This is a genomic window from Methylomonas sp. Uni0009 (assembly GCF_054188105.3).
This window is the reverse complement of record NZ_JBTAFN010000001.1, coordinates 730,938-753,594: the sequence shown is the minus strand read 5'-3', so window position 1 is coordinate 753,594 and position 22,657 is coordinate 730,938. Positions and strand designations below refer to the sequence as shown.

The 22,657-nt window shown below is 53.7% G+C and carries 18 protein-coding genes and 1 pseudogene; 8 read left to right on the top strand and 11 right to left on the bottom strand.

Annotation, left to right across the window (positions count from 1 at the left end; translation table 11 throughout):
- The first annotated feature begins 1 nt into the window (after window position 1).
- From ACWAU0_RS03575 to ACWAU0_RS03555, 5 genes are all read left to right on the top strand, one after another.
- On the top strand, window positions 2-427 hold the full coding sequence (locus tag ACWAU0_RS03575; protein WP_458138328.1) for an ArsC/Spx/MgsR family protein: 426 nt from the start codon (window positions 2-4) through the stop codon (window positions 425-427).
- Window positions 424-1,701, top strand: coding sequence for an FprA family A-type flavoprotein (locus ACWAU0_RS03570; RefSeq protein WP_033156079.1), 1,278 nt, complete (start codon window positions 424-426; stop codon window positions 1,699-1,701). The genes ACWAU0_RS03575 and ACWAU0_RS03570 overlap by 4 nt, the downstream gene beginning before the upstream one ends.
- Window positions 1,702-1,890: 189 nt before the next feature.
- Complete coding sequence (locus tag ACWAU0_RS03565) at window positions 1,891-2,178, top strand: 2Fe-2S iron-sulfur cluster-binding protein (RefSeq protein ID WP_020484745.1); 288 nt, start codon at window positions 1,891-1,893, stop codon at window positions 2,176-2,178.
- A gap of 21 nt (window positions 2,179-2,199) precedes the next feature.
- Window positions 2,200-2,550, top strand: a complete 351-nt coding sequence (locus ACWAU0_RS03560) for a 2Fe-2S iron-sulfur cluster-binding protein (protein WP_445366995.1) — start codon at window positions 2,200-2,202, stop codon at window positions 2,548-2,550.
- Window positions 2,551-2,588: 38 nt separating this feature from the next.
- Window positions 2,589-3,194: a nitrogen fixation protein NifQ gene (locus tag ACWAU0_RS03555; RefSeq protein WP_458138327.1), complete on the top strand. Its 606-nt coding sequence runs from the start codon at window positions 2,589-2,591 to the stop codon at window positions 3,192-3,194.
- 71 nt (window positions 3,195-3,265) lie between these two features.
- On the opposite strand, the gene ACWAU0_RS03550 is transcribed toward ACWAU0_RS03555, so the two are convergent.
- From ACWAU0_RS03550 to ACWAU0_RS03500, 11 genes and pseudogenes are all read right to left on the bottom strand, one after another.
- Entirely contained in the window at window positions 3,266-3,838 is a 573-nt protein-coding gene (locus ACWAU0_RS03550) for a hypothetical protein (RefSeq protein WP_458138326.1), read from the bottom strand.
- Complete coding sequence (locus tag ACWAU0_RS03545) at window positions 3,831-4,532, bottom strand: HupE/UreJ family protein (RefSeq protein ID WP_458138325.1); 702 nt, start codon at window positions 4,530-4,532, stop codon at window positions 3,831-3,833. Before ACWAU0_RS03545 ends, ACWAU0_RS03550 begins: the two co-directional genes overlap by 8 nt.
- Before the next feature lie 126 nt (window positions 4,533-4,658).
- Window positions 4,659-5,354, bottom strand: coding sequence for a hypothetical protein (locus ACWAU0_RS03540; protein ID WP_458138324.1), 696 nt, complete (start codon window positions 5,352-5,354; stop codon window positions 4,659-4,661).
- A gap of 163 nt (window positions 5,355-5,517) precedes the next feature.
- The gene (locus tag ACWAU0_RS03535) at window positions 5,518-5,673 is read right to left on the bottom strand and encodes a type II toxin-antitoxin system Phd/YefM family antitoxin (protein ID WP_458138323.1); all 156 of its coding nucleotides are present in this window, start codon (window positions 5,671-5,673) and stop codon (window positions 5,518-5,520) included.
- 26 nt (window positions 5,674-5,699) lie between these two features.
- Window positions 5,700-6,113, bottom strand: a pseudogene (locus ACWAU0_RS03530) (type II toxin-antitoxin system VapC family toxin).
- The gene (locus ACWAU0_RS03525) at window positions 6,095-6,322 is read right to left on the bottom strand and encodes a hypothetical protein (RefSeq protein ID WP_458138322.1); all 228 of its coding nucleotides are present in this window, start codon (window positions 6,320-6,322) and stop codon (window positions 6,095-6,097) included. The pseudogene ACWAU0_RS03530 and the gene ACWAU0_RS03525 overlap by 19 nt, the downstream one beginning before the upstream one ends.
- A gap of 118 nt (window positions 6,323-6,440) precedes the next feature.
- Entirely contained in the window at window positions 6,441-7,064 is a 624-nt protein-coding gene (locus tag ACWAU0_RS03520) for an inorganic pyrophosphatase (protein ID WP_033156087.1), read from the bottom strand.
- 134 nt (window positions 7,065-7,198) lie between these two features.
- Entirely contained in the window at window positions 7,199-8,257 is a 1,059-nt protein-coding gene (locus ACWAU0_RS03515) for a transglycosylase SLT domain-containing protein (RefSeq protein WP_458138321.1), read from the bottom strand.
- 105 nt (window positions 8,258-8,362) lie between these two features.
- The gene (locus ACWAU0_RS03510) at window positions 8,363-12,493 is read right to left on the bottom strand and encodes an EAL domain-containing protein (protein WP_458138320.1); all 4,131 of its coding nucleotides are present in this window, start codon (window positions 12,491-12,493) and stop codon (window positions 8,363-8,365) included.
- 167 nt (window positions 12,494-12,660) lie between these two features.
- Window positions 12,661-13,542 carry a transglutaminase family protein gene (locus tag ACWAU0_RS03505; protein ID WP_033156089.1) on the bottom strand — a complete coding sequence of 294 codons (882 nt, stop codon included), beginning with the start codon at window positions 13,540-13,542 and terminating at the stop codon, window positions 12,661-12,663.
- Window positions 13,543-13,552: 10 nt separating this feature from the next.
- Entirely contained in the window at window positions 13,553-16,084 is a 2,532-nt protein-coding gene (locus ACWAU0_RS03500; RefSeq protein ID WP_458138319.1) for a circularly permuted type 2 ATP-grasp protein, read from the bottom strand.
- A 457-nt stretch (window positions 16,085-16,541) separates the two neighbouring features.
- Here ACWAU0_RS03500 and ACWAU0_RS03495 point away from each other — a divergent pair, with 457 nt between their 5' ends.
- From ACWAU0_RS03495 to ACWAU0_RS03485, 3 genes are all read left to right on the top strand, one after another.
- Complete coding sequence (locus ACWAU0_RS03495; RefSeq protein WP_458138318.1) at window positions 16,542-17,996, top strand: circularly permuted type 2 ATP-grasp protein; 1,455 nt, start codon at window positions 16,542-16,544, stop codon at window positions 17,994-17,996.
- Between the two features lies 1 nt (window position 17,997).
- Window positions 17,998-18,954: an alpha-E domain-containing protein gene (locus ACWAU0_RS03490; RefSeq protein ID WP_205453333.1), complete on the top strand. Its 957-nt coding sequence runs from the start codon at window positions 17,998-18,000 to the stop codon at window positions 18,952-18,954.
- Window positions 18,955-19,134: 180 nt separating this feature from the next.
- The gene (locus ACWAU0_RS03485; protein WP_458138317.1) at window positions 19,135-22,611 is read left to right on the top strand and encodes a PPi-type phosphoenolpyruvate carboxykinase family protein; all 3,477 of its coding nucleotides are present in this window, start codon (window positions 19,135-19,137) and stop codon (window positions 22,609-22,611) included.
- Window positions 22,612-22,657 lie beyond the last annotated feature (46 nt).

The following is a 22,657-nucleotide window of genomic DNA, read 5'->3' as shown; positions in this document are numbered from 1 at the left end:
TATGGCCACCGTGCATTTCTATGAAAAGCCGGGCTGCTTGAACAATACCCGGCAAAAGCAATTGCTGAGTGCCGCCGGCCATTTGCTGGTGGTTTACGATCTATTGCAGCAGCCGTGGGGCAGGGAACCGGGCAAGTTGCGCTCGTTTTTCGGCGACATGCCGGTGGCGGATTGGTTTAACCGCAGCGCACCGGCTGTCAAACAAGGGTTGGTCGATCCAAACACTGTCAGCGAAGACGAAGCTATAGCGCTGATGGTCGCGCAGCCGTTGTTGATCCGTAGGCCTTTGATGGAGGTCAACGAACAGCGCGTCTGCGGTTTCGACCAACAACAGGTCGATGCCTGGTTGGGCTTGGCTGCCTTAGCTTCGCAAAAGGATTTGGAAACCTGTCCCAAGCAGTCGCGCTCTGAGGCCTGCAAGCCATGAACAGCGTCAGATTGGAGAGTGAAGACGGCGTACCGCTGGCGGTGGCCTTGTCGGAGCGCGTGCATTGGGTCGGTGCGCTGGATCCGAATTTGCGCACTTTCGACATCATCCTGAAGACCGCCAACGGCACTAGCTACAACGCTTACGTGATTCGCGGCAGCGAAGGCGTGGCGGTGATCGATACCGTCAAGGAAGGCTTTGCCAACGCCTTTTTCGCCCGCCTGGAAAGCGTCGCAGACTATTCGGAAATCAAAGTCATCGTCCTCAATCATTTGGAACCCGATCATACCGGCGCCTTGCCGGAGTTGATGAAACGGGCGCCGCACGCGCAGCTGTTCATTTCCCAAAAAGCTCAGTCCATGCTCAAAGGCCTGCTGAAGCAGGACGAGTTGAGCTTTACCCCAGTGCTGACCGGCGACAAGGTCTCTTTGGGTGACCGCAGCCTGGAGTTTTTGCACACCCCGTATTTGCATTGGCCGGACACGCAATGCACCTACGCGCCGGAAGAAGCGATGCTGTTTTCCGGCGACGTGTTTGGCTGCCATTTTTGCGATAACCGCTTGTACAACGACAAAGTCGGCGATTTCCGCTTTTCCTTCGAATACTACTACGCCCACATCATGCGGCCGTTCAAGGAATACGTGGTTAGGGCCTTGGAGTTGATCGAACCCTTGCCGTTGAAATTGATTGCACCGACCCACGGGCCAATTTTGCGCGACCGCCCGCAGCATTACATCCAGCGTTATCGGCAGTTATCCAGCCCTGCTTTGCATAACGAACTGCGGCCCAATCAAAAAACCCTGCTGATTTTTTACATTAGCTCTTACGGCAATACCCGGCGCATGGCGGAAGCGATATATCAAGGCGCGATGCAAGTCGAGGATGTGCGCGTATCGCTTTACGACCTGGAGGGTGGCGAGGTGGCGCCGTTTGTCGATTTGATCGAAGAGGCCGACGGATTGGTGTTGGGTACGCCGACCATTAACGGCGATGCGGTCAAGCCGATATGGGATCTGCTCTCGTCGCTCGCGGTGGTCAATCTGAAAAACAAACTCGGCGGCGTGTTCGGTTCTTACGGCTGGACCGGCGAAGGCGTGCGCCTGGTGGAAGACCGCTTACGCGGCTTGAAATTGCGGGTACCGATTCAAGGCCTGCGCGTCAAGCTGATTCCTACCGACGACGAGATACATGAGTGCAAGGCCTTTGGCTTGGAGCTGGCCCAGGAGCTGACCGGGGCCAGAGAATCACGGGTGATTAATTTTGCGGACCTGTAAACCGGATTAAACAGACGCTTGCTATTGAGTCTACAGCGGTATTCGTAGGCTAAACCGATTCACGGACGGATCGGTGACCTCATCGGCTGTAAGGCCGGTGAAAATCAGGAATCGTTTCGATTCCAAACCGGTTGGTCCTCAGATTAGAGGCTGCCGAGATGACTTTTAATACCTTATGGAGTTTTTACAATGGCCAAAGCGACCATTACATTTGAAGATATAAACGTGACGGTTACCGTCCCCGCCGGCACCCGGGTGATTGAGGTGTCCGAGAAAGTAGGTTCCGGCATTACTTACGGTTGCCGGGAAGGCGATTGCGGAACCTGCATCATGAAAGTGACTGCCGGTTGGAACAACTTGACCGAGCCGTCCGTACTGGAAGACAAAATTTTGCGGGAAAACATGGCCGGCAAACACAACCGTCTGGCTTGCCAAGCGCAAGTATTGGGCGGCGAAATTTCCCTTAAACCAGTTTAAAAAACGCAAAAGGAGTAACACATGGCATTAGTCACATTTACCAGTCCCGAATACCGGGATAAAACCGTTTACGCCGTTGCCGGCAGTCACACCCAGACTATTTTGAAGCTGGCTCTGGAAAACAAGATCCCCATCAATTTCGAATGCGAAGATGGCGAATGCGGCACTTGCGTGGTCCGCGTCACCAGCATCGATAAAAAGCTGGAGCGCATGGGTGGCACGATGACCGAGAAGGAAAAAGCCCTGCTGAAGCAATTAGGCAAGGTCACTACCGAACAGTTGGAGCAAATGATCGTCGACGATCTGCCGCCGGAATGGCGTCTGGCTTGTCAGATGATCGTTAGGGATGAAGATATTCGCGTCGAATATTAAGCGTCTGCGTCATCGTTAATAAGGCCGGAGAATCGAGTATGAGTTGCACACTTAGCATGGCATCGAATGACAGGGTAGAGCCCTCGGTTATGAAGTCGCGGCAACACATTTACGAGGATCTGCTGGCCTGTGCCGACCAGTCGCCCAATAGCGTCTGGTTGGCGCAAATTATCGCCAGTTGGTGTGTCGGTGATGGTGTGCTTCCCGATAGATTGGGCTTGAGCCCAGTACAATTTGAACAGCTTATCGACCGCTACTTTCCCGGCTATTCCTTGGCGCCGAAAGCCTTTTCCGGTAGCAGTCTGGATTACAGCCGCATGTTGGAAAAACAGGATTTGGAAATCCTGCTGGGGCAATTTGCTGCGAATCCCGGCGCGGAAACCGAATGGCTGATCGCGCTGATCGTCGCCGCCTGTTTGGGTAGCGATCATTTGTGGCAGGATTTGGGCTTATGGTCGCGCAGCGATTTGTCGGCCATGCTGGGCTACAACTTTCCGGAATTGCTGGTGCGCAACAGCAAAGACATGAAATGGAAAAAGTTTTTGTACAAACAACTCTGCGAAGCGGAAGGCTTATACGTTTGCCGGGCGCCGTCCTGCGAGGTTTGTAAGGATTACCAGCAGTGCTTTGGGCCGGAAGACTAAACGTTTTCGTTTGTTGGCATCCCCCGTTTTGATGTCAGTCAGCTTGGTTTCCTTGAGCCGATGGTTTTAGATCACATCAAGCCCAAAATCCGATAAGCCCCTTTCGTATTTAAAACCACAGTAACCGGCGCGTTGGATTTGTTTTCCCAATACCAGCCGTGCGAGCCTTCAAAGGGCGCGCTTAACGAGCCGCTGGATTGGCTATCGGTCGTTTCTTTGTAACTTTTGAAATAGCCGGTTTTATCGCCTTGCGGCTCGCCGTGAAAATCAAAATACAGCGCCGCGCCGTTAGTGGACCACGAATATTCCAGGTTTGCGCCTTTGGCGAGATGAAATTTGTATTCCAGTCCTTCGCCGGCCGGCACCACGATTTTTACCGTATCCTGCCACTGCGAAACCGCTGCCGGTTGCGCGGCGCTCACAGTCTGCACCGGCTCCGAGCAAGCGCTACCTGTTTCACTTGGCGACGCCAAGCTAGTTAAACCGGTCATTTGCCCAAACCCGGTCGGATCTATGCCGTATTCAGCGGGCAACACCGCAGTAATCAGCACAACGCCAGCCAATAGCGTTGCCGACAGGCTGGCAATGGTCAGCGATTTAATTGATTGAACTGGCGGATTGCTGTCTTGCATCGAGTTATCCATGGATGATGTAGCCCGTGATTTGGTAGCCGAACAGAATCAAGCCTCCGGACATTAACAGGGTGTTGGTGGTTGCTGAAAAGGCGTAATAACTGCGGTGGCGGCGCCAGAAGTCCAACGCGATCAGGATAAACAGCAGAGCCAGAAACTGGCCGATCTCCACACCCACATTAAACGCCAATAAGTTTTTCCAGAGCCCGGCTGCGGGCAGCGAAAAATCCTGTAATTTGGTCGCCAGGCCAAAGCCGTGAAACAAGCCAAAAATCATCACCGCCCATTTCGTATTAGGTTGAAACCCCAATAGGCGCTGAAAACCGCCCAGGTTATCGAAGCCTTTATACACAATCGACAGGCCGATAATGGCGTCGATCAGAAACGGATTGACCGAGATGTTGCTTAACACGCCGAACAGCAGCGTCAAGCTATGTCCCAAGGTAAACAGGCTGACATAGACCAGCACGTCGCGAGTGCGGAATAAAAAGAAAATCACCCCCACCAAAAACAACAAATGATCGTAGCCGGTGACCATATGTTTGGCGCCGATATACAAAAACGGGCCGATGGCGACGCCTTGGTTGGCCAGCAAAAACCGTTCTGTGTTGGTGTCGACGCCGTGAGCGAAGGCGGCGGGGCTGAGCAGCGTCAATAACGATAAAAAGCCGATAACACAGGCATTACGTGATATTGCGGAAAACATGTTTAAAGGGTTGGGTTTAATGTGGCAATGATTGTGAGCTGATAGATACCAGCGCGAAGGCGGCAGAATACCCCGATTAAGCCGCTCGTGGAAAGGGGCGGCCTCTAAGATTAACTTCCGATACGGTTACTTCTTGGGTATGGCCGGATGCCGATTGCCCAAGTGATCGATGTCGTCCAAGCTCATAATCGGCGAATACATCAGATCGTTGATATCGCTGGAGCGCTCCCACCCCAAAACCATCTGGCCGATGGCGCGTTTGGTCATTTTGATGAAGCGCGATTCAAGCTGTTGGTGGCTGCCTGGCGAATTTTGCGGCTCCGGGTGCATACGCGCTGCGGAAATCACCGAGCAGCGGCAGGCTTTGTCGTGATAAGAAAACTGGAATCGAAAATTTCTGGCCCGGCTGTTGATGTCGCGGTTGGTCAGAAATATGAAATAGGTGTTGCTGTCCGCTTCAGGCAAACGCTGTATCACGGTTTTCGCTTGCTCGAAGAAGTCTTCCGCTGCGAATTGTTGACTGCCAAGCATCGGCACCAGGCCTTGCGTGCCCATTGCTACAGTGCCCTTGACCCTCAGCCCGAATTCCTTACTCAAATCCCTGCCCATTTGCGCCGCAACATCTTCCGAGAAATCGTTTAGCGGAATCAGGTAGACATTCACGGGACCGATTTTTTCGGTGGCGGCCCGCGGGTAGAGAGAGGCGGTTGATATAGATTTTGGCGCTGAGTCGGCTACGGCTAAGGGCTGGGTATATGGAGAGCTTGTTGTGCAGCCTGCAAGGGTGGACAACAAAATAATCGTCATTGATAGATGTTTCATAGGGGTTTTCCTGAGTCTACATATGCTGAATTGTCGGCGTTGAAGGGACGCTTGATTAGTGATGTTTGCAGCAATGTAAATACAGCTATTGGCATAGGGCAAATAGCAATGTTTCATTACAGGGGCTTGCGTTCCTGGGGCACGGTATCTTCACGGCCATCATTCATAAAGTCGGAGGGTAATGAGGCCAACGTGTCGAATATTGTGGCGGCACTAGTGGTTTGCCTGCCTTGGCAATCAGGAACGGTTCGCCTTTCGCGGCTTGTTCGACCAACCGAGATAAGTGAGTTTTTGCTTTACGTATATTGACTGTTTGCACGATGACGCCATGTAAACCAAGTTGATTTAGTAATCAGCGGTTATCAGCAAATTATTTAATTCGGTATAAGACGGAAATACCGAGTCAAAGCTGATCAATTTACTTTGATTGACAATGCTGGTGGCAATGATGAGCCGGTCAGCCGGATCTTTGTGATGTTCGGGGAGGTTACCTGCCAAGTGGGCGATTTAGAGGGTAATCGGCAACACCTGGACATCCGAGCCAAGTAAAGCTGCGTCGAGCCATTGATCGAGCGGAACCGGCAATTCAATACGTTGGCGTTTTTGCAATAAGACGACTTCCCAAACAGAAATGGCCGAAACAGCTATAGCATCGTTGGTTTCAATCATTTCGATGATGCGTTCCGGTAGCGGATCGTTGCCAACGAGCCAGCGTACCCAAATATGCGTATCCAGCAGAATCAATTTAGAGCGTCCCATTCACTCTCAGGTACGGCGGATGAAATGATATCGCCAACGATTTTGCCTTTCTCGGCTATAAGCGTAGAAGGTTTGCGTCTTTTGGGTGGTGGTGGCAACTGATTCAATACCAGGAAGATGGCCTCCAATTGAGCATTGGGCGGCAATTTTGGTATTTGCAGCAAGTTGCCTTGTTGATCGGTTTCTAAAATGATTTTCTCGGCATGCATGGATTTAATTCCGGATTGCTAAAGCCTTAGCTTACGCCGAGCAGCCTTATTTTTCACCTTGTTCGCCGGAACTAAGGATACGCCGATTGTAGCTCAGCGCATCCATTCCCAAACAAACCTACTCGTCGTCCTGGCAGCCAAAATGGTATTGATAATCCGCGATTGCACGTTTGATGACTTCATGTGCTTCTTCGCGGCCGTAGACGTGGGTAATTTCGCAGACACTTTTTTCGCTGGGTAGGTGTTTGTAAGTCAGGAAGTAGTGCTTCAAACGGTTGATATACGACTCCGGGCAGTCGGAGACGTCGCGCCATTGCCGGTAGAATTCGTCGCCTTTCATCACTGCGATGATCTTGTCGTCGGCCTCGCCACCGTCCAGTAAACGGAAGCCGCCGATGGGAATGGCTTGTAACAGGATGTCGCCGTGGGTGACGCTGCGTTCGCTTAATACACAAATATCCAATGGGTCGCCGTCGCCCTTGCTGACCGGTTTGCCGGATCGCGCGGCAGCGTATTCGGCGATTTTTTCTGCGCAATAACTGCGCGGAATAAAGCCGTAAAGGGTGGGGATCATGTTGGAGAATTTTTGCGGCCGGTCGATTTTCAAATAGCCGCTGTCTTTGTCGATTTCGTATTTCACCGTGTCGGACGGTACGATTTCTATGAAGGCGGTCACGATGTCCGGGGTGTTGTCGCCGGGCGAGATACCATGCCAGGGGTGGGCTTTGTGTTTTATATTCATCTAAGATTCAGTAGCTTTGGGGAATAAGGTTATAGGGATATTTACCAGGATGGGGGCAATCCGCAAGACAATCAAGCTTAATACTAGTATCTGATTGGGCTTGCGCTACACGCCGTTGCATGTGGTTATCGACATTACTCTTCGCTGGCCACTGCCGCAGGTTTGAGTTTCATGTCTTTATTCAGCCGTTGCAGGCGCTTGATCATTTCTTTTTTCATCTGTTCGCGGCCTATCGAGTGCTTCAGGCTACTGCCCATGCCCGCAACTTGATCGGTGGAGCTGCGGATTGAGTAAAACACCAGCGTGCCGTCTTTATAAGGTAGGCCGCCGGCGACCACGTGGCTGGAGTTGTAGGAGTGGCCGACGTAAAATTGCCGGGAAACGATAAGGCCGCCGCCTTCGCTGATGGCGATGACGCGATGATTAAGTATGGCGGTGGGGCGGTCTTCCACGCGCCGATTCAACCATAAAAACTGTTCGCTGGTATTGGCCGGCAATGCGGCAGGATAGTTTAACCAGGCTTGTTGCAATTCCGGAAAGTAACGCGCCCAGGCTTTGCTGTTCACGGCATCGTTGCGCAGTTCCGCGGCCGGGTCGGCTGTGCCGCCATCGCGGCTATAGGGTGCAATGCCGGCCAAGCCGCTTTTTTTATAGGCTTGCAGGCGTTGCAGTAAAAATTCGCGGTATTTTTGATTGGCGGTTTTCAGCAAGGTTTTGTTGTCGGCATCTTCCAGCCCGGCTTGCAGGCTTTTCAAGCTGTCCAGTTCGGCTTTGGAGAGGTTGAATTCGTCGCCCGGCTCCGCTTCCAGAAAGGCCTTGGCTTCGTCCAGTTGCTTTTCGGTAAACGCAAACTTCTTAAAACTATCGACGCTGGCGTTATCGCCCAGCATACCGGTGGCGACGATGTCGCTCTCGCCGGCATTGAGTTTGCCCTTTTTGATGTAATCGGCCAGTTGTGGCAAGCCTACCGGTATGATCATCGCTACGCCAATAGCGAGTTCTTTTTGGCTGGTTTCGCTGACGTCGTAACCGACGATTTCGCCGCGTTCCAATGGCGGGATTTGCGCGGCGCTGATGCCGAAGTTCTGTAGCGCTTGCTGTGGGCTGGGGGCGTCTTGAGCGCATGCCGGTTGCTGAATTAGCGCAGCGGCGCTCAGTAAAATAATCGGAAAAGACAGTTTGTGGATCAACATAAAAGCTCCGTTTCAAATAGGTATTCTGATAAAAGTATGAGGCTTTCGGCTGCAGATTGCCGAAAGCGTTCATTCTAAAAACGTGTGCGCATCGCCGCCTGCCGTTTATTTGTCCGAACCGAACAATTTAGAAATACTGGAATCGCCGCGTCCGGCTGGTTTTGTTGCCCTTGAGGCGGACGCCGGCTGCTGATTTTTCGTATCGAACAGCCGCACAAACTCAGCAGCAGGCAGTGGTTTGGAAAACAGATAGCCTTGGCCGTAGTCACAGCCGGCGGCAGTCAGCAATTCCAGTTGCTGCGCGGTTTCGATGCCTTCGGCTATCACTTTCAAGCCCAGTTTATGCGCCATCACAATAATCGCTTCGCACAGCGCCAGGTCGCTGGAATCGGCTTCCAGATTGCGTACGAAACTCTGGTCTATCTTCAGATAATCGATGTCGAATTTTTTTAGATAAGACAGTGACGAATAGCCGGTGCCGAAATCGTCAATAGCCACCTGGATGCCGGCATCTCGGTAAGCAAATAAATGGTCGCGGACAATATTGTCGACATCCAGCAATAGGCTTTCAGTAATTTCGATGACGACACATTGGCCGGATAAGCCCAGCTCATGCAAATAGTCTATCCATTTGCTGTCGCCCAGATTGCTGCGGGTAAATTGCACCGGCGACTTGTTAATACCCAGTTGCAAATCTGGGAGAAATTGGGCACGCCATTCGGCAACCTGTTTTGCCGCCATCCGAAATACCCAGTCGCCAATCTCCACTATCAGGCCGGTCTCTTCCGCCAACGGAATAAATTCCGCCGGGCTGATCATGCCGCGCGTGGGATGTTGCCAGCGGATCAGGGCTTCGGCTTTATGCATTTTGCGGCTGCTCAGTTCGATTATAGGTTGATAGAACAGGCAAAACTCTTGATTGGTCAGCGCTTGGCGCAGGTCGCTGGTCAGGCGCATCCGGTTTTGCGCGGTTTGCTCCATCTCGCTGGTGAAGAAATTGTAGCGGTTGCGGCCTTGTTGCTTGGCGGAATACATGGCCTGATCGGCGTTTTTGATTAATTGTTCGGCTTCCTGTGCGTCTTGCGGATAGAAGGTGATGCCGATGCTGACCGAAATGTAGGCTAATTCATCGCCCAAGCGAAATGGTTCGGCAAGCTGGTGCAGGATGGCTTGCGCGACCCGGTCTATATTGGTTTCCGAGTCCAACTCGCCCAGGATGATGGTGAACTCGTCGCCACCGAGCCGAGCCACCGTATCCACATTGCGCACGCAAGCCAGTATGCGCCGCGCCGTTTCCTGCAGCAAAATGTCGCCCATGCCGTGGCCCAGGGTGTCGTTAATTTCCTTGAAACGGTCCAGATCCAGCAGCATGACCGCCAGACTGTTTTTGTCGCGCTGGGCTTTTTTGATTTCCTGGTTCAATCGATCCTGGAACATGCGCCGGTTGGCCAAATCGGTAAGCGGGTCGAAATTGGCTTGGCGCCAGATGGTTTGTTCGACATGTTTTTGCTCGGTAATTTCCGAGAACATCGCCACCCGGCGCTCTACTTCGCCGTGTTCGCCGTAGATGGTGTTGATCACTAGCCATTCTTGGTAAATATCGCCGTTTTTGCGTTTATTCCAAATTTCGCCTTGCCAGTGGCCGGTTTGTAACAGCGAGTGCCACATGGTCTGATAAAAATCCGGATCGTGGCGGCCCGATTTCAGAATGTCTGTGGACTTCCCTATCGCGTCTTCCGCGGTATAGCCGGTCAGGCGGGTAAACGCTTCGTTAATCGCGATGATGCGGTTGTCGGTGTCCGCGACCATCACCGCTTCGCCGATGGCTTGGTAAATCATCGCCATCAACTGCATTTCATGTTCTAGCCGCTTCCGTTCACTGATGTCCAAAACGGATACGAGTATGTAACGCCGGTTGTCTATATCGATAGGTGTCAAACTGATTTCGACCGGAAATTCCGTGCCGTCGCCGCGTATTGCGGTTAGGGAGCGGCTGGCGCTCATAGGCCGGGCTTTATTCTCTTGTAAAAATCGCGCGCGCTGTTCCGGGTGTTTGGCGCGGGCCCGTTCCGGTACCAGCGCTTCGACACTCAGACCTATCAACTCATCCAGCGTGTAGATAAATGCTTTCGCGGCGGGCGGGTTGGCGAGTTTGATGAGGCCGTTTTCGCCAACTAAAAACGTGGCTTCCGGCGAACCATCGACAATCTTGGACAATTGCAGCCATTGCAGCTGTTTGCGTTCGGTAATGTCGGTTTGGGTGCCGATCATGCGCAAAGCCTTGCCCTGGGCATCGCGGCTGATCACCAGACCGCGCGTTAAAATCCAGCGCCATTGGTTGTCGCCGTGCTTTACGCGGTGTTCGTTGCTGAAGCGTGAGCTGCGATTTTCCAGATGCGTTTGCAAGTCGGCCATCATCCGGGCGCTGTCTTCCGGGTGTATCGTGGCTTCCCAATTACGGTAATCGTTGTCTCGGTCTTGTTCGCTGAAATTCAGAATCTCCATGCAGCGTGGCGACAGAAACACTTTACCGTTGGTCAAATCCCAATCCCAGACGCCATCACCGCCACTTTCCAGCGCAAATTTCCAGCGCAATTCGCTTTCCTGCAATAATTTTTCCGATAGCTTGCGCTCGCTGATGTCCGTGGAAATGCCGCACACCGCGTAGATTTCGCCTTGCCCATTACGTAGCGGAAACTTATGCGACAAATACGTATGAATATTACCGTCATGATGGGTGATCTTTTCTTCAAAAATCTGTGCCTGGCCGCTATTAGCGACCTCTAAATCGTTTTTCCACAGGAGTTCGGTGTCGTCGCCCGGAAATAAGTCGATATCCCGTTTGCCTCTGACAGTCTTATTGTCAACCGCGAACAGTTTTTCAAATTGGCGGTTGATCAGCAGGTATTGGCCTTGCAGATCTTTGCTGTAAATCACCGTGGGGGTATTGTCCAGGATGCTTTGAAACCGCAATTCGCTGACCGACAGGGATTTGCCGAACTCGACGTTTAAGGATTCGTCTTTGACCAGTTCGATAACGCCGACAATCCGTTCCTGGTCGTCGCGTATGGGCATTTGCATCGAACTGATCCAGCGGCCGTCGCCTGCAGTAAACGGGGTTTGATAGACCGTTTCGCCTTGCAACGCCTTTTGAATGCCGTCAGGAATTGGCGTTTGCGCCAGCCAGGGAAATATTTCAACAGGGTATTTTCCCAGGCAAGCGGCTTGCGGCCATCCCGTCAGGGTTTCCATATAACGGTTCCAGAGTTCGATACGGCCCTGCAGATCGTAAACAATCACGCCTTCCTGAACTGAACGCAGAATGTGTTTGTTGAAATCGCCTAGGGCTTTGCTGAATTGTTCTGAGCGCTGGTAGCGCTCGATAGCCAGCGCCAGGGAAATGCCGACGCTGGACAGTACCAGCAAAAAAGACCATTGCAGCAATAGCCCGGTCTCACTGCTGTCGGCTGCAAAAAAGCCTACCTGAAAAATTGCACCGAATATGCTTTGCAGCATGACCATGCTGATTAGTAACAAGGTGCCATGCAAGCCAAAGTAGAGTGCGCCGTAAACCAGAAAAGCGAACATATAAAATGCTTTGCCGTAGTGGCCAAGATGCCACGGCCACTCCAGGAAAATCATTTGTCCCGCCAGAAACGCCGTTGTGACATAAAGCAACGCGCGCCAAACTTGATACGGGTTCCAGTCAAAACTTGGCGGCTGCCGCCAGACCAAAATAAGCGGCGTGACAATCGCAATACCCAAGACGTCGCCCATCCACCAATGCGCTAGACTGATCGGCCATTGCTGCGCCGTTATTGCGTTGAAATGTAACAGAGCTAAGGAACCCACTATGGCCGCAATGACCGAAGCCAAGGCGCCGGCAAACAGGATGCGTAAGTAGTCTTGCGGCTGTTGCAGTTTGCGAATCTCGCCCAGCAGATAGCAGCCGACAAGTGCTTCCACGGTATTGCCGCAAGCGATAGGCAAGGCTTGCTCCAGCGGGTTGCCTGCCCACAAACTGCCAAGTAATGCGCCCAGGAACACGCCGGGCCACAGTTTTTTACCGCCGAGCAGCAACGCTGCCAGTGCGATGCCGCCAGGCGGCCAGATGACGGATATTACGTGATTGGCGGTGAAAAACATCAACACCAGTTTGGCAACCAGCGCGTAGGCGACAGCCAAGCCGAAAAGGTGGGCTAGTGCTGCGGTGGAAAAGGTCGAAAAACGGCGCAAGAGATTACCTTGATGTATTGAAAGCAGGTGAAGGGACAAGCCCAATATCTTGGTTTATCTCACGAAATGCAAGGTTTTGTCACGGGCTAAGTACGGGGATTTCCGGGTATTCCTAACGGATGAAACGTGGTTTTATGCGGGTGATTTTCTTCGGTATCCGGTTAGGGTTATGCGCCCAGGTTTTCCACTTCCACCGCCACTTTCAATTCGTGGTTCTGGCCGCCGAAAATCACCCCTTTCAATGGCGTAACATCGCTATAGTCCCGACCCCAGGCGACGATGATGTGCCTGTCCCCCGGCAATTGGTTGTTGGTAGGGTCAAAGTCCATCCAGCCCAGATCCGGTAAATACACCGAGAACCAGGCGTGCGAGGCGTCGGCGCCCACCAGTTTTTTCTTGCCGGGCGGCGGCAGGGTTTCGATATAACCGCTGACGTAGCGGGCCGCCAGGCCTTGCGAGCGGATGCAGCCTATGGCCAGATGGGCGAAATCCTGGCAGACGCCGCGCCGATGTTCCAGTACGGTGGTCAGCGGGGTGGCCAGGTTGGTGAATTCCGGGTCGAAGGTAAAATCGCGGTGAATGCGTTGCATCAGATCGTGTATTGCTTCAATCAGCGCCTTGCCGGGTGTGAATGAGGCTTGCGCGTAAGCGGCCAGCTCGGCGTCGGCGGCGATGAACGGCGAATCCAAGGCAAATTGCCGTGCCTCCAGTAGTGGTTCGCTTCTGTCGTTCCAGAGCGCTTCCTTCACCAATTCCCAGCTCATGCCGTGGCTGAAATCCAACTGCACCGGTTGCGGAAAAATCTGTACTTCGCTGCTGGCGGTGACCACAAACTCCCGATGCGGCTCCCTAATCGAAAACCAGGCCACTTGATTGCCGAAAAAATCGGTACGGGTCCGATAGTCGCAGGGCAAGGGGGTAATTTTTAGTTGCGAGCTGAGCAGTTGCTGATTCGGGCAGGGGCGCGGCTGCATCCGCACTTCGTTGTAAGACAATCCCACCGGTTGTTGGTAGCGGTAGGTAGTGGTATGGGTAACCCGATAACGCATGGTGACTCCCTTAGGACAGCGATTGCGGCGCGTCCCCGTGGCGGAAATAATTGGCGGTCAAAGTATCGGACAACGCGGCCAATAGGGCGTAAATCTTGCTGAGCTGTTGGTCCAGCGCTTCGCGAATCCCGGATTCCGAGACGTTCAATAAGTCGTCGATATTGGCGATATTCAACAGACAACTAGCCTCTAATAGCAAGCGCTCTTCGGCGCTAATCCGGCGGGTGCTGGGTTCGCGCGGCAGTTTGCCGACATGCTCCTGCAAACGGGCGATTTGATAGGCCAGTGAGCGGGGATTGTTGGGGTCCATCAGCAGCAGTTCCAAAAACGAGGCTAACTCCAGGTTGCTACGATAATGTTGGCGGTAGCAAATCAGGTTGTCGCTGGTGTCCAGCAGGGATTCCAGCAAGCGGGTTTCCGCCGCTTCGCTTTGCGGCATCGCAAACGCGGTTCTCAATACCGATACCAACTGCAAGCCGCGCTCCAGGCGCCGGCCGATGTCCAGAAACAGCCAGCCGTTGCCGCGCGTCATGCTCTCCATCACCAGACCGCTGAAGGCGGAGAGCGTGGTGATCAGCTGATCCATTTGCTCCTGCATCGACCACAAACCGATTTTGCCCAGGCGGCGCGCTTCGGAAACCTGTTCCTCGATTTCGTCAATGACCCGCCAGGTATCCGACGACCATAAATCGCGTACCGCATAACCGGATTGGGTCATCCTATTTACCGTGTTGGCCAGGCTGCCTGCCCGGCTTTCGTCGGCGACCACTGCCAGTAATTCGGCTTCCGGCGACTGCAACAAACTTTCGTTATCCTCGGCAAAAAAACCGGGGTAGGTGCCGGTCATGCTGGTGACGCAACGCAGTAGGGTTTCCAGGCTGAGCTGATAGTCCGGGCTATCGCGGTCAGGGTTGCTGAACAGCTTCTTGATCGTGGCGCGCAACAACCGCACGCCGCCTTCCGCGCGTTCCGCGTTGCGGCCCACCCAAAAAATATTGTCTGCCGCGCGGCTGGGAAGGGCATTGCCGTGGCCTGCCAAACTGGCGCTGCGCTTGGCCGGAATGGCCGGATGTTGGGGCTCGGTAGCGACCACCCAGGTATCTTTACTGATGCCACCGGTTTGATTGCTGATCATCATATTGCCGTATTGCGGTGCGCTACGACTCAAACCGCCAGGCATCAGCGTATAACCGTCCGCCCGCGCCACCATGAAGCAGCGCAGCACGGTTTGGCGCGGTTCGTAGCCGCCTGCCACCAGCGCCGGCACGGTGGAAAAGCTCTCGTATTCCTGGCCGACGTAAAGCGCCGGGCGGGCCTTGATGCGCGCGCGCCAATCAGCGAGTTGTGCACGGCTCAGCTGATGGCCGAACACCGAACGTTCGCCGGGTTTGCGGTAGATCGGTTTGATGACCAGGCGTTCCAGATTGGCGAGGACGTAATTTAACTCGCGGGCTTGGCCGCACCACCAGGTGGCGATCGAATTTAACTTTAGGGTTTGGCCCAGGAAGTATTTGGCGATGCCCGGCAGGAACGGCATGATGCCGGGATTTTCCAATATGCCGCTTCCTAGCGGGTTGGCAATCGCCACATTGCCGCGCCTGACCACTTCCAACAGGCCGGGGACGCCTAGCCGCGAGTCTTCGCGCAGTTCCAGCGGGTCGCAGTAATTGTCGTCCACCCGACGCAAGATCACATCCACCCGCTGCAAGCCGACCAGCGATTTCAGCCAGACATAGCCGTCGCGAATCGTCAGGTCGTCGCCCTGTACCAGCGGATAACCCAGATAGGAGGCCAGATAGGCGTGTTCGAAGAAAGTTTCGTTCAAAGGGCCGGGCGTCAGTACCACCACGCGCGGGGTATCGGCGTCGCCGGGGGCGACGGCATTCAGGCCAGCGCGCAGGGATTGAAAGAAACGCGCCAAACGATGGACATGAGTGTCGCGGAACAAGCTGGGCAACACCCGTGACATGGCCAAGCGGTTTTCCAATGCGTAGCCGGCGCCGGATGGCGCTTGAGTACGGTCGCCGAGTACCCACATCTTTTTATCCGGGCCGCGCGCCAGGTCGGCGGCGCACAGCACTAACTGATGTTGGCCGGGCAAGCTTACTTGATCGCAAACGCGCAGGAAGCCACCGTGGTTGTAGATCAGCTCGAGCGGCAGCAGGTTTTTCTTGATGAGCTGGCGCGGGCCGTACAGGTCGGCCAAAATCAGGTTCAACAGTTCGGCGCGTTGCAGTAGTCCGGCCTCAATGTCGAACCACTCGTCGCCGGACAGCAATAGCGGTATCGGGTCGAGTTGCCAAGGGCGGTTAATACCGTCCGGGTCGCCGTAGACGTTGTAGGTGACGCCGTTTTCGCGCAGCAGCCTTAGCGCTTCCTGGTGGCGTTCACCCACTTCGCGGGGGCCGAGCTGTTGCAATGCCTGCATTAGGTGGGCCCAATGCGGTCTAACCCGGCCCGTCTCGTCCAGCATTTCGTCGTGGATGCCTTTATCGAGGCGGTATCCCGGCGCGAAAGCTTCTGGTGTGCTTAAGGTTTTCATAGGTTTAGTTTGCCGGTTTACCGGGTATAGCGCAATTTATCAAAGCCGATCTCGTTTATTTATATTTTCTAAGCCGGTTTTTTAGCGCCGATGCCGATTCTGACGAGACTTTGGATGAATGCGTAGTCCAATAAACCCGCAAGAAGCATGCCGTTACGATCAGGAATGGCCGCGCGCATGATTGACCGCGTGGGTTCGGTCGCTCTGCCTAGAGTAGTCCAATATAAAGCATCGGTTTGATTCAAGCTTCTGAACTAAAGGGTATTTCCCCGCGTTAAAGCAAGATAAGTCGGTTGGGGCCGAGTAATTGATAGCCTTAGGCGCGCGACTTGGCATTGCTATTGCTTTGTTTCAGGTAACTGATCAGAACCGGTTTGCGTTGAAATGGTGCGGTAGTTTTTGCACCAATTCCGCGCGGACTTGCACCATAAAAGCAACGTTCACGGATGCATACAGCATGATTACACCAACAATTTGGGCGGATTACAGCGCCGATAAGGCTTACGACGAGATGATAGCCGCAGGCGGCAAGCCACGCGATGCCTGCGCCAGTTTGAGTCAATACTTACAATCTTTGGGCATGGACGCCATTAAAGGCCGGCTGTCGGCGGCGGAAGCGGCCATCATGGAGATGGGCATCACCTTTACCGTCTACAGCGACGAGGGCAATATCGACCGGGCTTGGCCTTTCGACATCATTCCGCGCCTGATCGATTTTCAGGAATGGCAAATGGTGGAAACCGGCCTGAAACAGCGTCTGAAAGCCTTGAATTGCTTTATCAATGATGTCTATAACCAGCAGCAGATTATCAAGGACGGCTTGGTTCCAGCTGATTTGATCAACAGTTCCAGCAATTTTCGCAAGGAATGTTTAGGCATGCAGCCCAAATTCGGCAGTTGGGCCAATATCTGCGGCAGTGACTTGGTGCGAGCCGGCGACGGCAAGCTGTATGTCTTGGAAGACAATCTGCGCGTACCGTCCGGCGTCTCGTACATGATCGAAAATCGGGTCATTACCAAGCGGATATTTCCGGAGTTGCTGGAAAATCTGAATATCCTGCCGGTGGACGATTACCCGACGCAGTTGTTCGAAATGCTGGCCTCGTTGGCGCCGGATGCCGACGACACGCCGCAAATCGCGGTACTGACCCCTGGCATTTACAACTCGGCCTATTTCGAACACGCGTTCCTGGCGCAGCAGATGGGTGCGGAACTGGTGGAAGGCGGCGATTTGTTGGTCAAGGACGACGATTGCGTCTATATGCGTACCATTAAAGGTCTGGAAAAAGTCGATGTGATTTATCGGCGCATCGACGACTTGTTTCTCGACCCTGAGGTGTTTCATAAGGATTCGGTGCTGGGTGTAAAAGGCCTGATGCGGGCCTGGAAGGCCGGAAATGTGGCCCTGGCCAATGCGCCCGGTGCCGGCGTGGCCGACGACAAGGTGGTCTATGCCTATGTGCCGGAGATGATTCGTTATTATTTAAACGAAGAGCCGATTCTGCCCAACGTGCCTACGTATCTGTGCAGCGACCCGGAGCAGTGCGCCTATGTGCTGGCGCATTTGCCGGAATTGGTGGTCAAGCCGGCGAACGAATCCGGCGGCTATGGCATGTTGGTCGGACCGCATGCGACGCAAAAAGAAATCAAGCAGTTTCATAAACTGATTCAGGATAACCCGCGCAATTACATTGCCCAGCCGACCTTGGCCTTATCCACCTGCCCGACCTTATGCAACGACAAACTGGAGCCGCGGCACATCGATTTACGGCCTTTTATCCTGCAAGGTGGAAATAGTTTCGTTACTGCCGGCGGTCTGACGCGGGTGGCGCTCAGGGCCGGTTCGCTGGTGGTGAATTCATCGCAGGGCGGCGGCAGTAAAGACACTTGGATTATCAACAGGGAGCAATAAGATGTTATCGCGATCCGCCGAACGTTTGTACTGGATGGCCCGTTACCTGGAGCGAACCGAAAACACCGCCCGCCTGATCAGCGCCACGATGCATTTGATCTACGACTTGCCGTATGGTGTGGAATTAGGCTGGCGCAATTTATTAAATATTTGCGGCGTCGAAGAGGCGTTTTATCAACGCTTTAAAAATCCCAGCGAGCAGAACACCACCCGGTTTTTATTAGCCGATATGAGCAATCCCGGCTCCTTATTGGCGTCGTTGTCGTTTGCTCGCGAGAATATCCGTACCAGCCGCGAGCTGATGCCCGATGAGGCCTGGCAGCAGGTCAACGAAATGTATCTGTACGCTAATAACAATCTGGATAGCTTGTCCAATCGGCGGGGGCGGGCGCTGTTTTTGCAGGAAATCATGGCTGGGTGCCAGCGCTTTACCGGCTTTATGGCCGGGTCTATGAGCCGCAGCGACAGTGCCCGGTTTATTTGTATTGGCCGCAACCTGGAACGCGCTGACATGACCAGCCGGATCATGGATTTCGGTACCGTGCTGTTGGCGGAGAATCGCAGCACCAAAATGCGCGAGTACGAGACCATCCTGTGGATCAACGTTTTGAAGTCGTTGAGTGCGGTCTTGATGTATCGCAAGCATGTGCGTAACCGAATTAGAGGTGAGGATGTTTTGAACTATCTGTTAAAAAACCCGGATTTTCCCAGGGCCGTGCTGCATTGCATTGAGGAGATTACGCATTGCATCAAACGCTTGCCGCATGCTGTCGAACTATTCCCACAGCTGGAACAATTGGAACAGCAGGTACTCGCCATTGAGATTAAGCAGACTACCCCGGAGCAATTGCATCAAGTGCTGGACGGCTTGCAAGCGAAGTTCGACCATTTACACCAGCAAATCGCGGCCATGTGGTTTTTAAACAATCTTGGCGAGGCCGAAGCCGAGAAAAATTGACACTATTGCCGACAGGATGATTTTCACTAGTCAGCCGGGCCTCTGCAGCGCTTAGCACCCGCTTGGTTGAGCGCAATCGCTCTGGGTCGAGGGCGCTCTGCTTGGATTGCTACTGACCCAAACCCCCAAGTTTGCTATATCATGGAAGCATCGTTTTCTAAAACTAAAAGGGGGAGGATTATGGATAAGCTAAGGGCGCTGGGTCTGGGGTCGGTGGGGCAAGACGAGCAAGCTGTTAAGCAACAGTTGCATCTTTATATCAATCTGAAACTGGCTTCATGCGGGCAGCCGACGTGTATCGATACCGAGTCGGCGCAGTTTATGGATACCGCCCAGGACTTGCTGAATAGCTATCTGGAAAAAAGCCGCTTGTTGGCCAGTTCCTCCCTTTATCCCGCCGATAGACGGATTCAAGATTTCCTGGAGCGCTATTGCGCGGATCTGGGCTTTGCCAAAATCCCCAGCTTGCCGACGATGACTTTCGAGTTGGATAAGCACGGCGTGGCGCGTGAATTATCGTTGCCTTTGGGCGAGGATGAATTTCGTTCCGAAATCGTCTCCAGCTTCCGAGTCAAACAAGGCATTTTGCATAACCCGGCCAGCGACCGGCGGACCACACAAGGCTCGTTTCATGTGGCCGAGGGTGGATTGCCGGTGCCCGGCGACAAGAAGCAGGTCCCCAAGCTGACGTTTGCTTTGATGCTGGGTGAGGCGTTAAATCCGCCTGATGATTTGATGGTCCTACCGTTTACCGCCCACCAACCCAAGCCGGCACGCATGTTTGCATCATTATTGATGCGGCCGGTAGTCTGTCCGGAAATCCCGGGTGTTGCAGCCGAAAAATCCATGGAAATCCGCTTTTTTGCGCCGGGCAATCTGGTCAGCAATCTGGATTTTGTTGAGAGCATCTTCGGCAACGGCGGCAATCCTGCCTTGCCGGAATGCGATGCGGCCCTGGATGTCGAACATTGGTCCGGCCACAGCGGTTGCGTGATTCTGGCCCCGCATTTAACCAAGCTCACTAAAAAACAGTTGGGGCTCCCGCATTGGGACGAGGCCACCGAACGCCAGCGCGCCGATGGCATGTGCTGGCAAGATCCCGAAGAACTGTATAACGACGGTCAGGCGTTTAAATTAACTGCGCGTGATCGCAGCGGCGTGATCGTTACTTTGCTGGCCGATAACTATTACGGTTATTGCAAAAAGGAAGTCAAAACCCAGATCAGCTATGCCGCCAATTTGTTCGGTTTGGCAGAAGAGGAGCATGCCGGCGGCGCGTTGGCATTTCGTCGTGTCAATCACGGTGATGAATTTGGCATTGGCAGTCTGACCCGCGAGCCGGGCTACGATTTCGACGAGATGACCTATCACTACGGCGCGATTATGGATGTGCATCCGGAAGGTTATGCGGTGGACAGGCATTTTCCGGAGATTATTTATGTGCCGCAGGATTTGCGGATGAGTCTGGCGACGCAGAAAATTACCTGGATCAGAAACGGCCAAAGCCATAGCATTCGCTTGCAACCGGGCAAAATTTACGTGCAGCCCAACGGTTATAAAATCGAGATGTGCAAGCATCCCGGTGCGCCGTCCTGGCGCTTGATCGGCACCGTCGCGGAAGGCACGTTTTGTCATAAGCCCTGTACGGTGTCCGGCGGCGGCAAATCGGAAATTTCCAAATCCATAGAGGACGCGGCAATCTACGGCCCGTTGTTCGTGGACGATCTACAGCACGATCTGGATCGGGTGCAGGCGATTTTCGATAAAGACTATACCGGCCGCTTCTTGCCGGGCTTCGAGCGCGATGATCGCGGGCCTAGCCGGACCGTGCTCAGTTCGGAGCGCAGTCTGGGTTCCGTGATCAAGTTATTGACGCCTTCTCCCAACCATGTGCCGGAATTTAACGATTGGCTGCGGTCCATTCCGCCCAGCATTCTGGCTTTGGTGTTTTTGATCAAGCGCTTTTACCGGCCGGAATGGGGCAACAATTGGCGCGACAATTTGTCGGTGGATATTATCGACGGCGCGCCCGGTCACGAGTTGAAACTGAACCAGCGCAAGATCGTCGCCACTTATTTACGGGTAGGTTTTGACCTAGACGGCGGCTGGCGCACTTTCAAAGTGCGGCAAGACTATATCGCTTGCGAGAAAGTGCAGATGGAAGACGACATCAGTGCCTCGGTGGTGGTGCCGACCGCTGCGGTACGCGCATGGCTGCCGGACGATGGCTACGAAACGAGTCTGAAGCTGGTCAGCAACTGCGAATACCGGCTGTTTCAACGTCCGGACGATGCGATTATTCCTGGTTACGACAAACAAACCGAGCTGAACATGTCCGGGCCGGGTAACTTCATGGCCAATTTCGAGCCTTTGGATCACGAGCAGTTATCGGCGGTGGTCGAAGATGTGATGACTTTTTCCAAATTCACCGCGCCCATGCAAAAGCTATTGAGCGATGCTTACCAGGACGGGAAAGGCTATGTGGTGTGTTCCGCGCATCCGCGTTTGGTGAACGGCAAACCGTCGAAAAATCCGCGCTACCTGGAAACTCGCGTGGACGTGGTGAAACCCTTACGGAAATACGTGGCGGAAATCGGTGCGCGTTTACATCGCAAGATTCCGCTCAATCAACCGCTCTGTCATCCGGTGGACGCGGTATTGACCGGTCGCCGCAACAATCCGCCCGAACCGGGCATCCGCGCGCTGGCGGTTTACAATCCGATTCATTATCAAGAGTTGCCGGAACTGTTCATGGATTTTGTCTGTTCCTTGACCGGCAAGTCGCCGTCTACTACCGGAGCGGGTAGTGAGGGGGCGCTGACTAAAGGGCCGTTCAATGCCTTGCGCGGTACCGCCGATTTGAACAATGCCCTGGTCTCGTTCATTTTGACCGGCTATCCCGGTTTTTCCAGTTCGGCTGGTTTTATCGGTCCGGATACCCGCGTCGATCACGATATTAGTTTGTTGATTCCGGAGATTTGGGCGCGGCTGTCGCGCGAAGAGCGCCACCCGGCATTTTTGTTGGAACATGGCTATCTGGAACCGTTAACCGATTTTGAACACAAGGGCCAAATTGTCTTGGCCAGCCGTTTGGGTTATCGCATCACCAGTCATTTCGTGCACGGCTTGATGGGTAAGATCTTCGATAACCCGTATGCGGTTTTTACCGACGAGATTTTGCAGCCCGAGCGCCAGGATCTGGAGGTGTTTGTCGACGGCATCAATAATATCGTCGAAACCCAGCAGCGCGTGGCCCAGCAATATCTTGATGACGGCAGCATAGAAGATGCCTGTCCGCCGCTGTATGCTTTGCTGCATATTATGGCCGATGGTCATTATCAGGGTAAGGATGCGCATCATCCGGAGATACGGGCGATGTTTACCCGCGATTACTTGTTGGCTTCGGATTGGTATCAGGAACGGCTGCGGATCAAGCAGCAGCGCGACATCGCGTTATGGCAACGGCATGTCGATTATTTGGGCAGGTTCTTGCACGAAAGCAGTCACCAGACTTTGATCGACGAGCTGAAGTTGGTCGAACGGCATAGGCAGGCGCAACAGAAACTGGTGGAACTGGCCTCGCCGGAATATTTGCAGTCTTTGGTGGGTACTTTGGGCGCCGACCCTTTAGGGCCATACTCGGCGGGCGCAGTTTAGATTCGGCTATACCTAAAAAAACAGGGATACCGGTCTTGTGGCCGGT

Excerpts from the sequence above, each read along its gene's own strand:
- ACWAU0_RS03505 (WP_033156089.1), bottom strand. The coding sequence starts at position 13,542 with ATGCGTTATCGGGTTACCCATACCACTACCTACCGCTACCAACAACCG.
- ACWAU0_RS03495 (WP_458138318.1), top strand. The coding sequence starts at position 16,542 with ATGATTACACCAACAATTTGGGCGGATTACAGCGCCGATAAGGCTTAC.
- ACWAU0_RS03490 (WP_205453333.1), top strand. The coding sequence starts at position 17,998 with ATGTTATCGCGATCCGCCGAACGTTTGTACTGGATGGCCCGTTACCTG.
- ACWAU0_RS03520 (WP_033156087.1), bottom strand. The coding sequence starts at position 7,064 with ATGAATATAAAACACAAAGCCCACCCCTGGCATGGTATCTCGCCCGGC.
- ACWAU0_RS03565 (WP_020484745.1), top strand. The coding sequence starts at position 1,891 with ATGGCCAAAGCGACCATTACATTTGAAGATATAAACGTGACGGTTACC.
- ACWAU0_RS03515 (WP_458138321.1), bottom strand. The coding sequence starts at position 8,257 with ATGTTGATCCACAAACTGTCTTTTCCGATTATTTTACTGAGCGCCGCT.
- ACWAU0_RS03555 (WP_458138327.1), top strand. The coding sequence starts at position 2,589 with ATGAGTTGCACACTTAGCATGGCATCGAATGACAGGGTAGAGCCCTCG.
- ACWAU0_RS03525 (WP_458138322.1), bottom strand. The coding sequence starts at position 6,322 with ATGCATGCCGAGAAAATCATTTTAGAAACCGATCAACAAGGCAACTTG.
- ACWAU0_RS03570 (WP_033156079.1), top strand. The coding sequence starts at position 424 with ATGAACAGCGTCAGATTGGAGAGTGAAGACGGCGTACCGCTGGCGGTG.
- ACWAU0_RS03540 (WP_458138324.1), bottom strand. The coding sequence starts at position 5,354 with ATGAAACATCTATCAATGACGATTATTTTGTTGTCCACCCTTGCAGGC.
- ACWAU0_RS03560 (WP_445366995.1), top strand. The coding sequence starts at position 2,200 with ATGGCATTAGTCACATTTACCAGTCCCGAATACCGGGATAAAACCGTT.
- ACWAU0_RS03575 (WP_458138328.1), top strand. The coding sequence starts at position 2 with ATGGCCACCGTGCATTTCTATGAAAAGCCGGGCTGCTTGAACAATACC.
- ACWAU0_RS03545 (WP_458138325.1), bottom strand. The coding sequence starts at position 4,532 with ATGTTTTCCGCAATATCACGTAATGCCTGTGTTATCGGCTTTTTATCG.
- ACWAU0_RS03550 (WP_458138326.1), bottom strand. The coding sequence starts at position 3,838 with ATGGATAACTCGATGCAAGACAGCAATCCGCCAGTTCAATCAATTAAA.
- ACWAU0_RS03500 (WP_458138319.1), bottom strand. The coding sequence starts at position 16,084 with ATGAAAACCTTAAGCACACCAGAAGCTTTCGCGCCGGGATACCGCCTC.
- ACWAU0_RS03485 (WP_458138317.1), top strand. The coding sequence starts at position 19,135 with ATGGATAAGCTAAGGGCGCTGGGTCTGGGGTCGGTGGGGCAAGACGAG.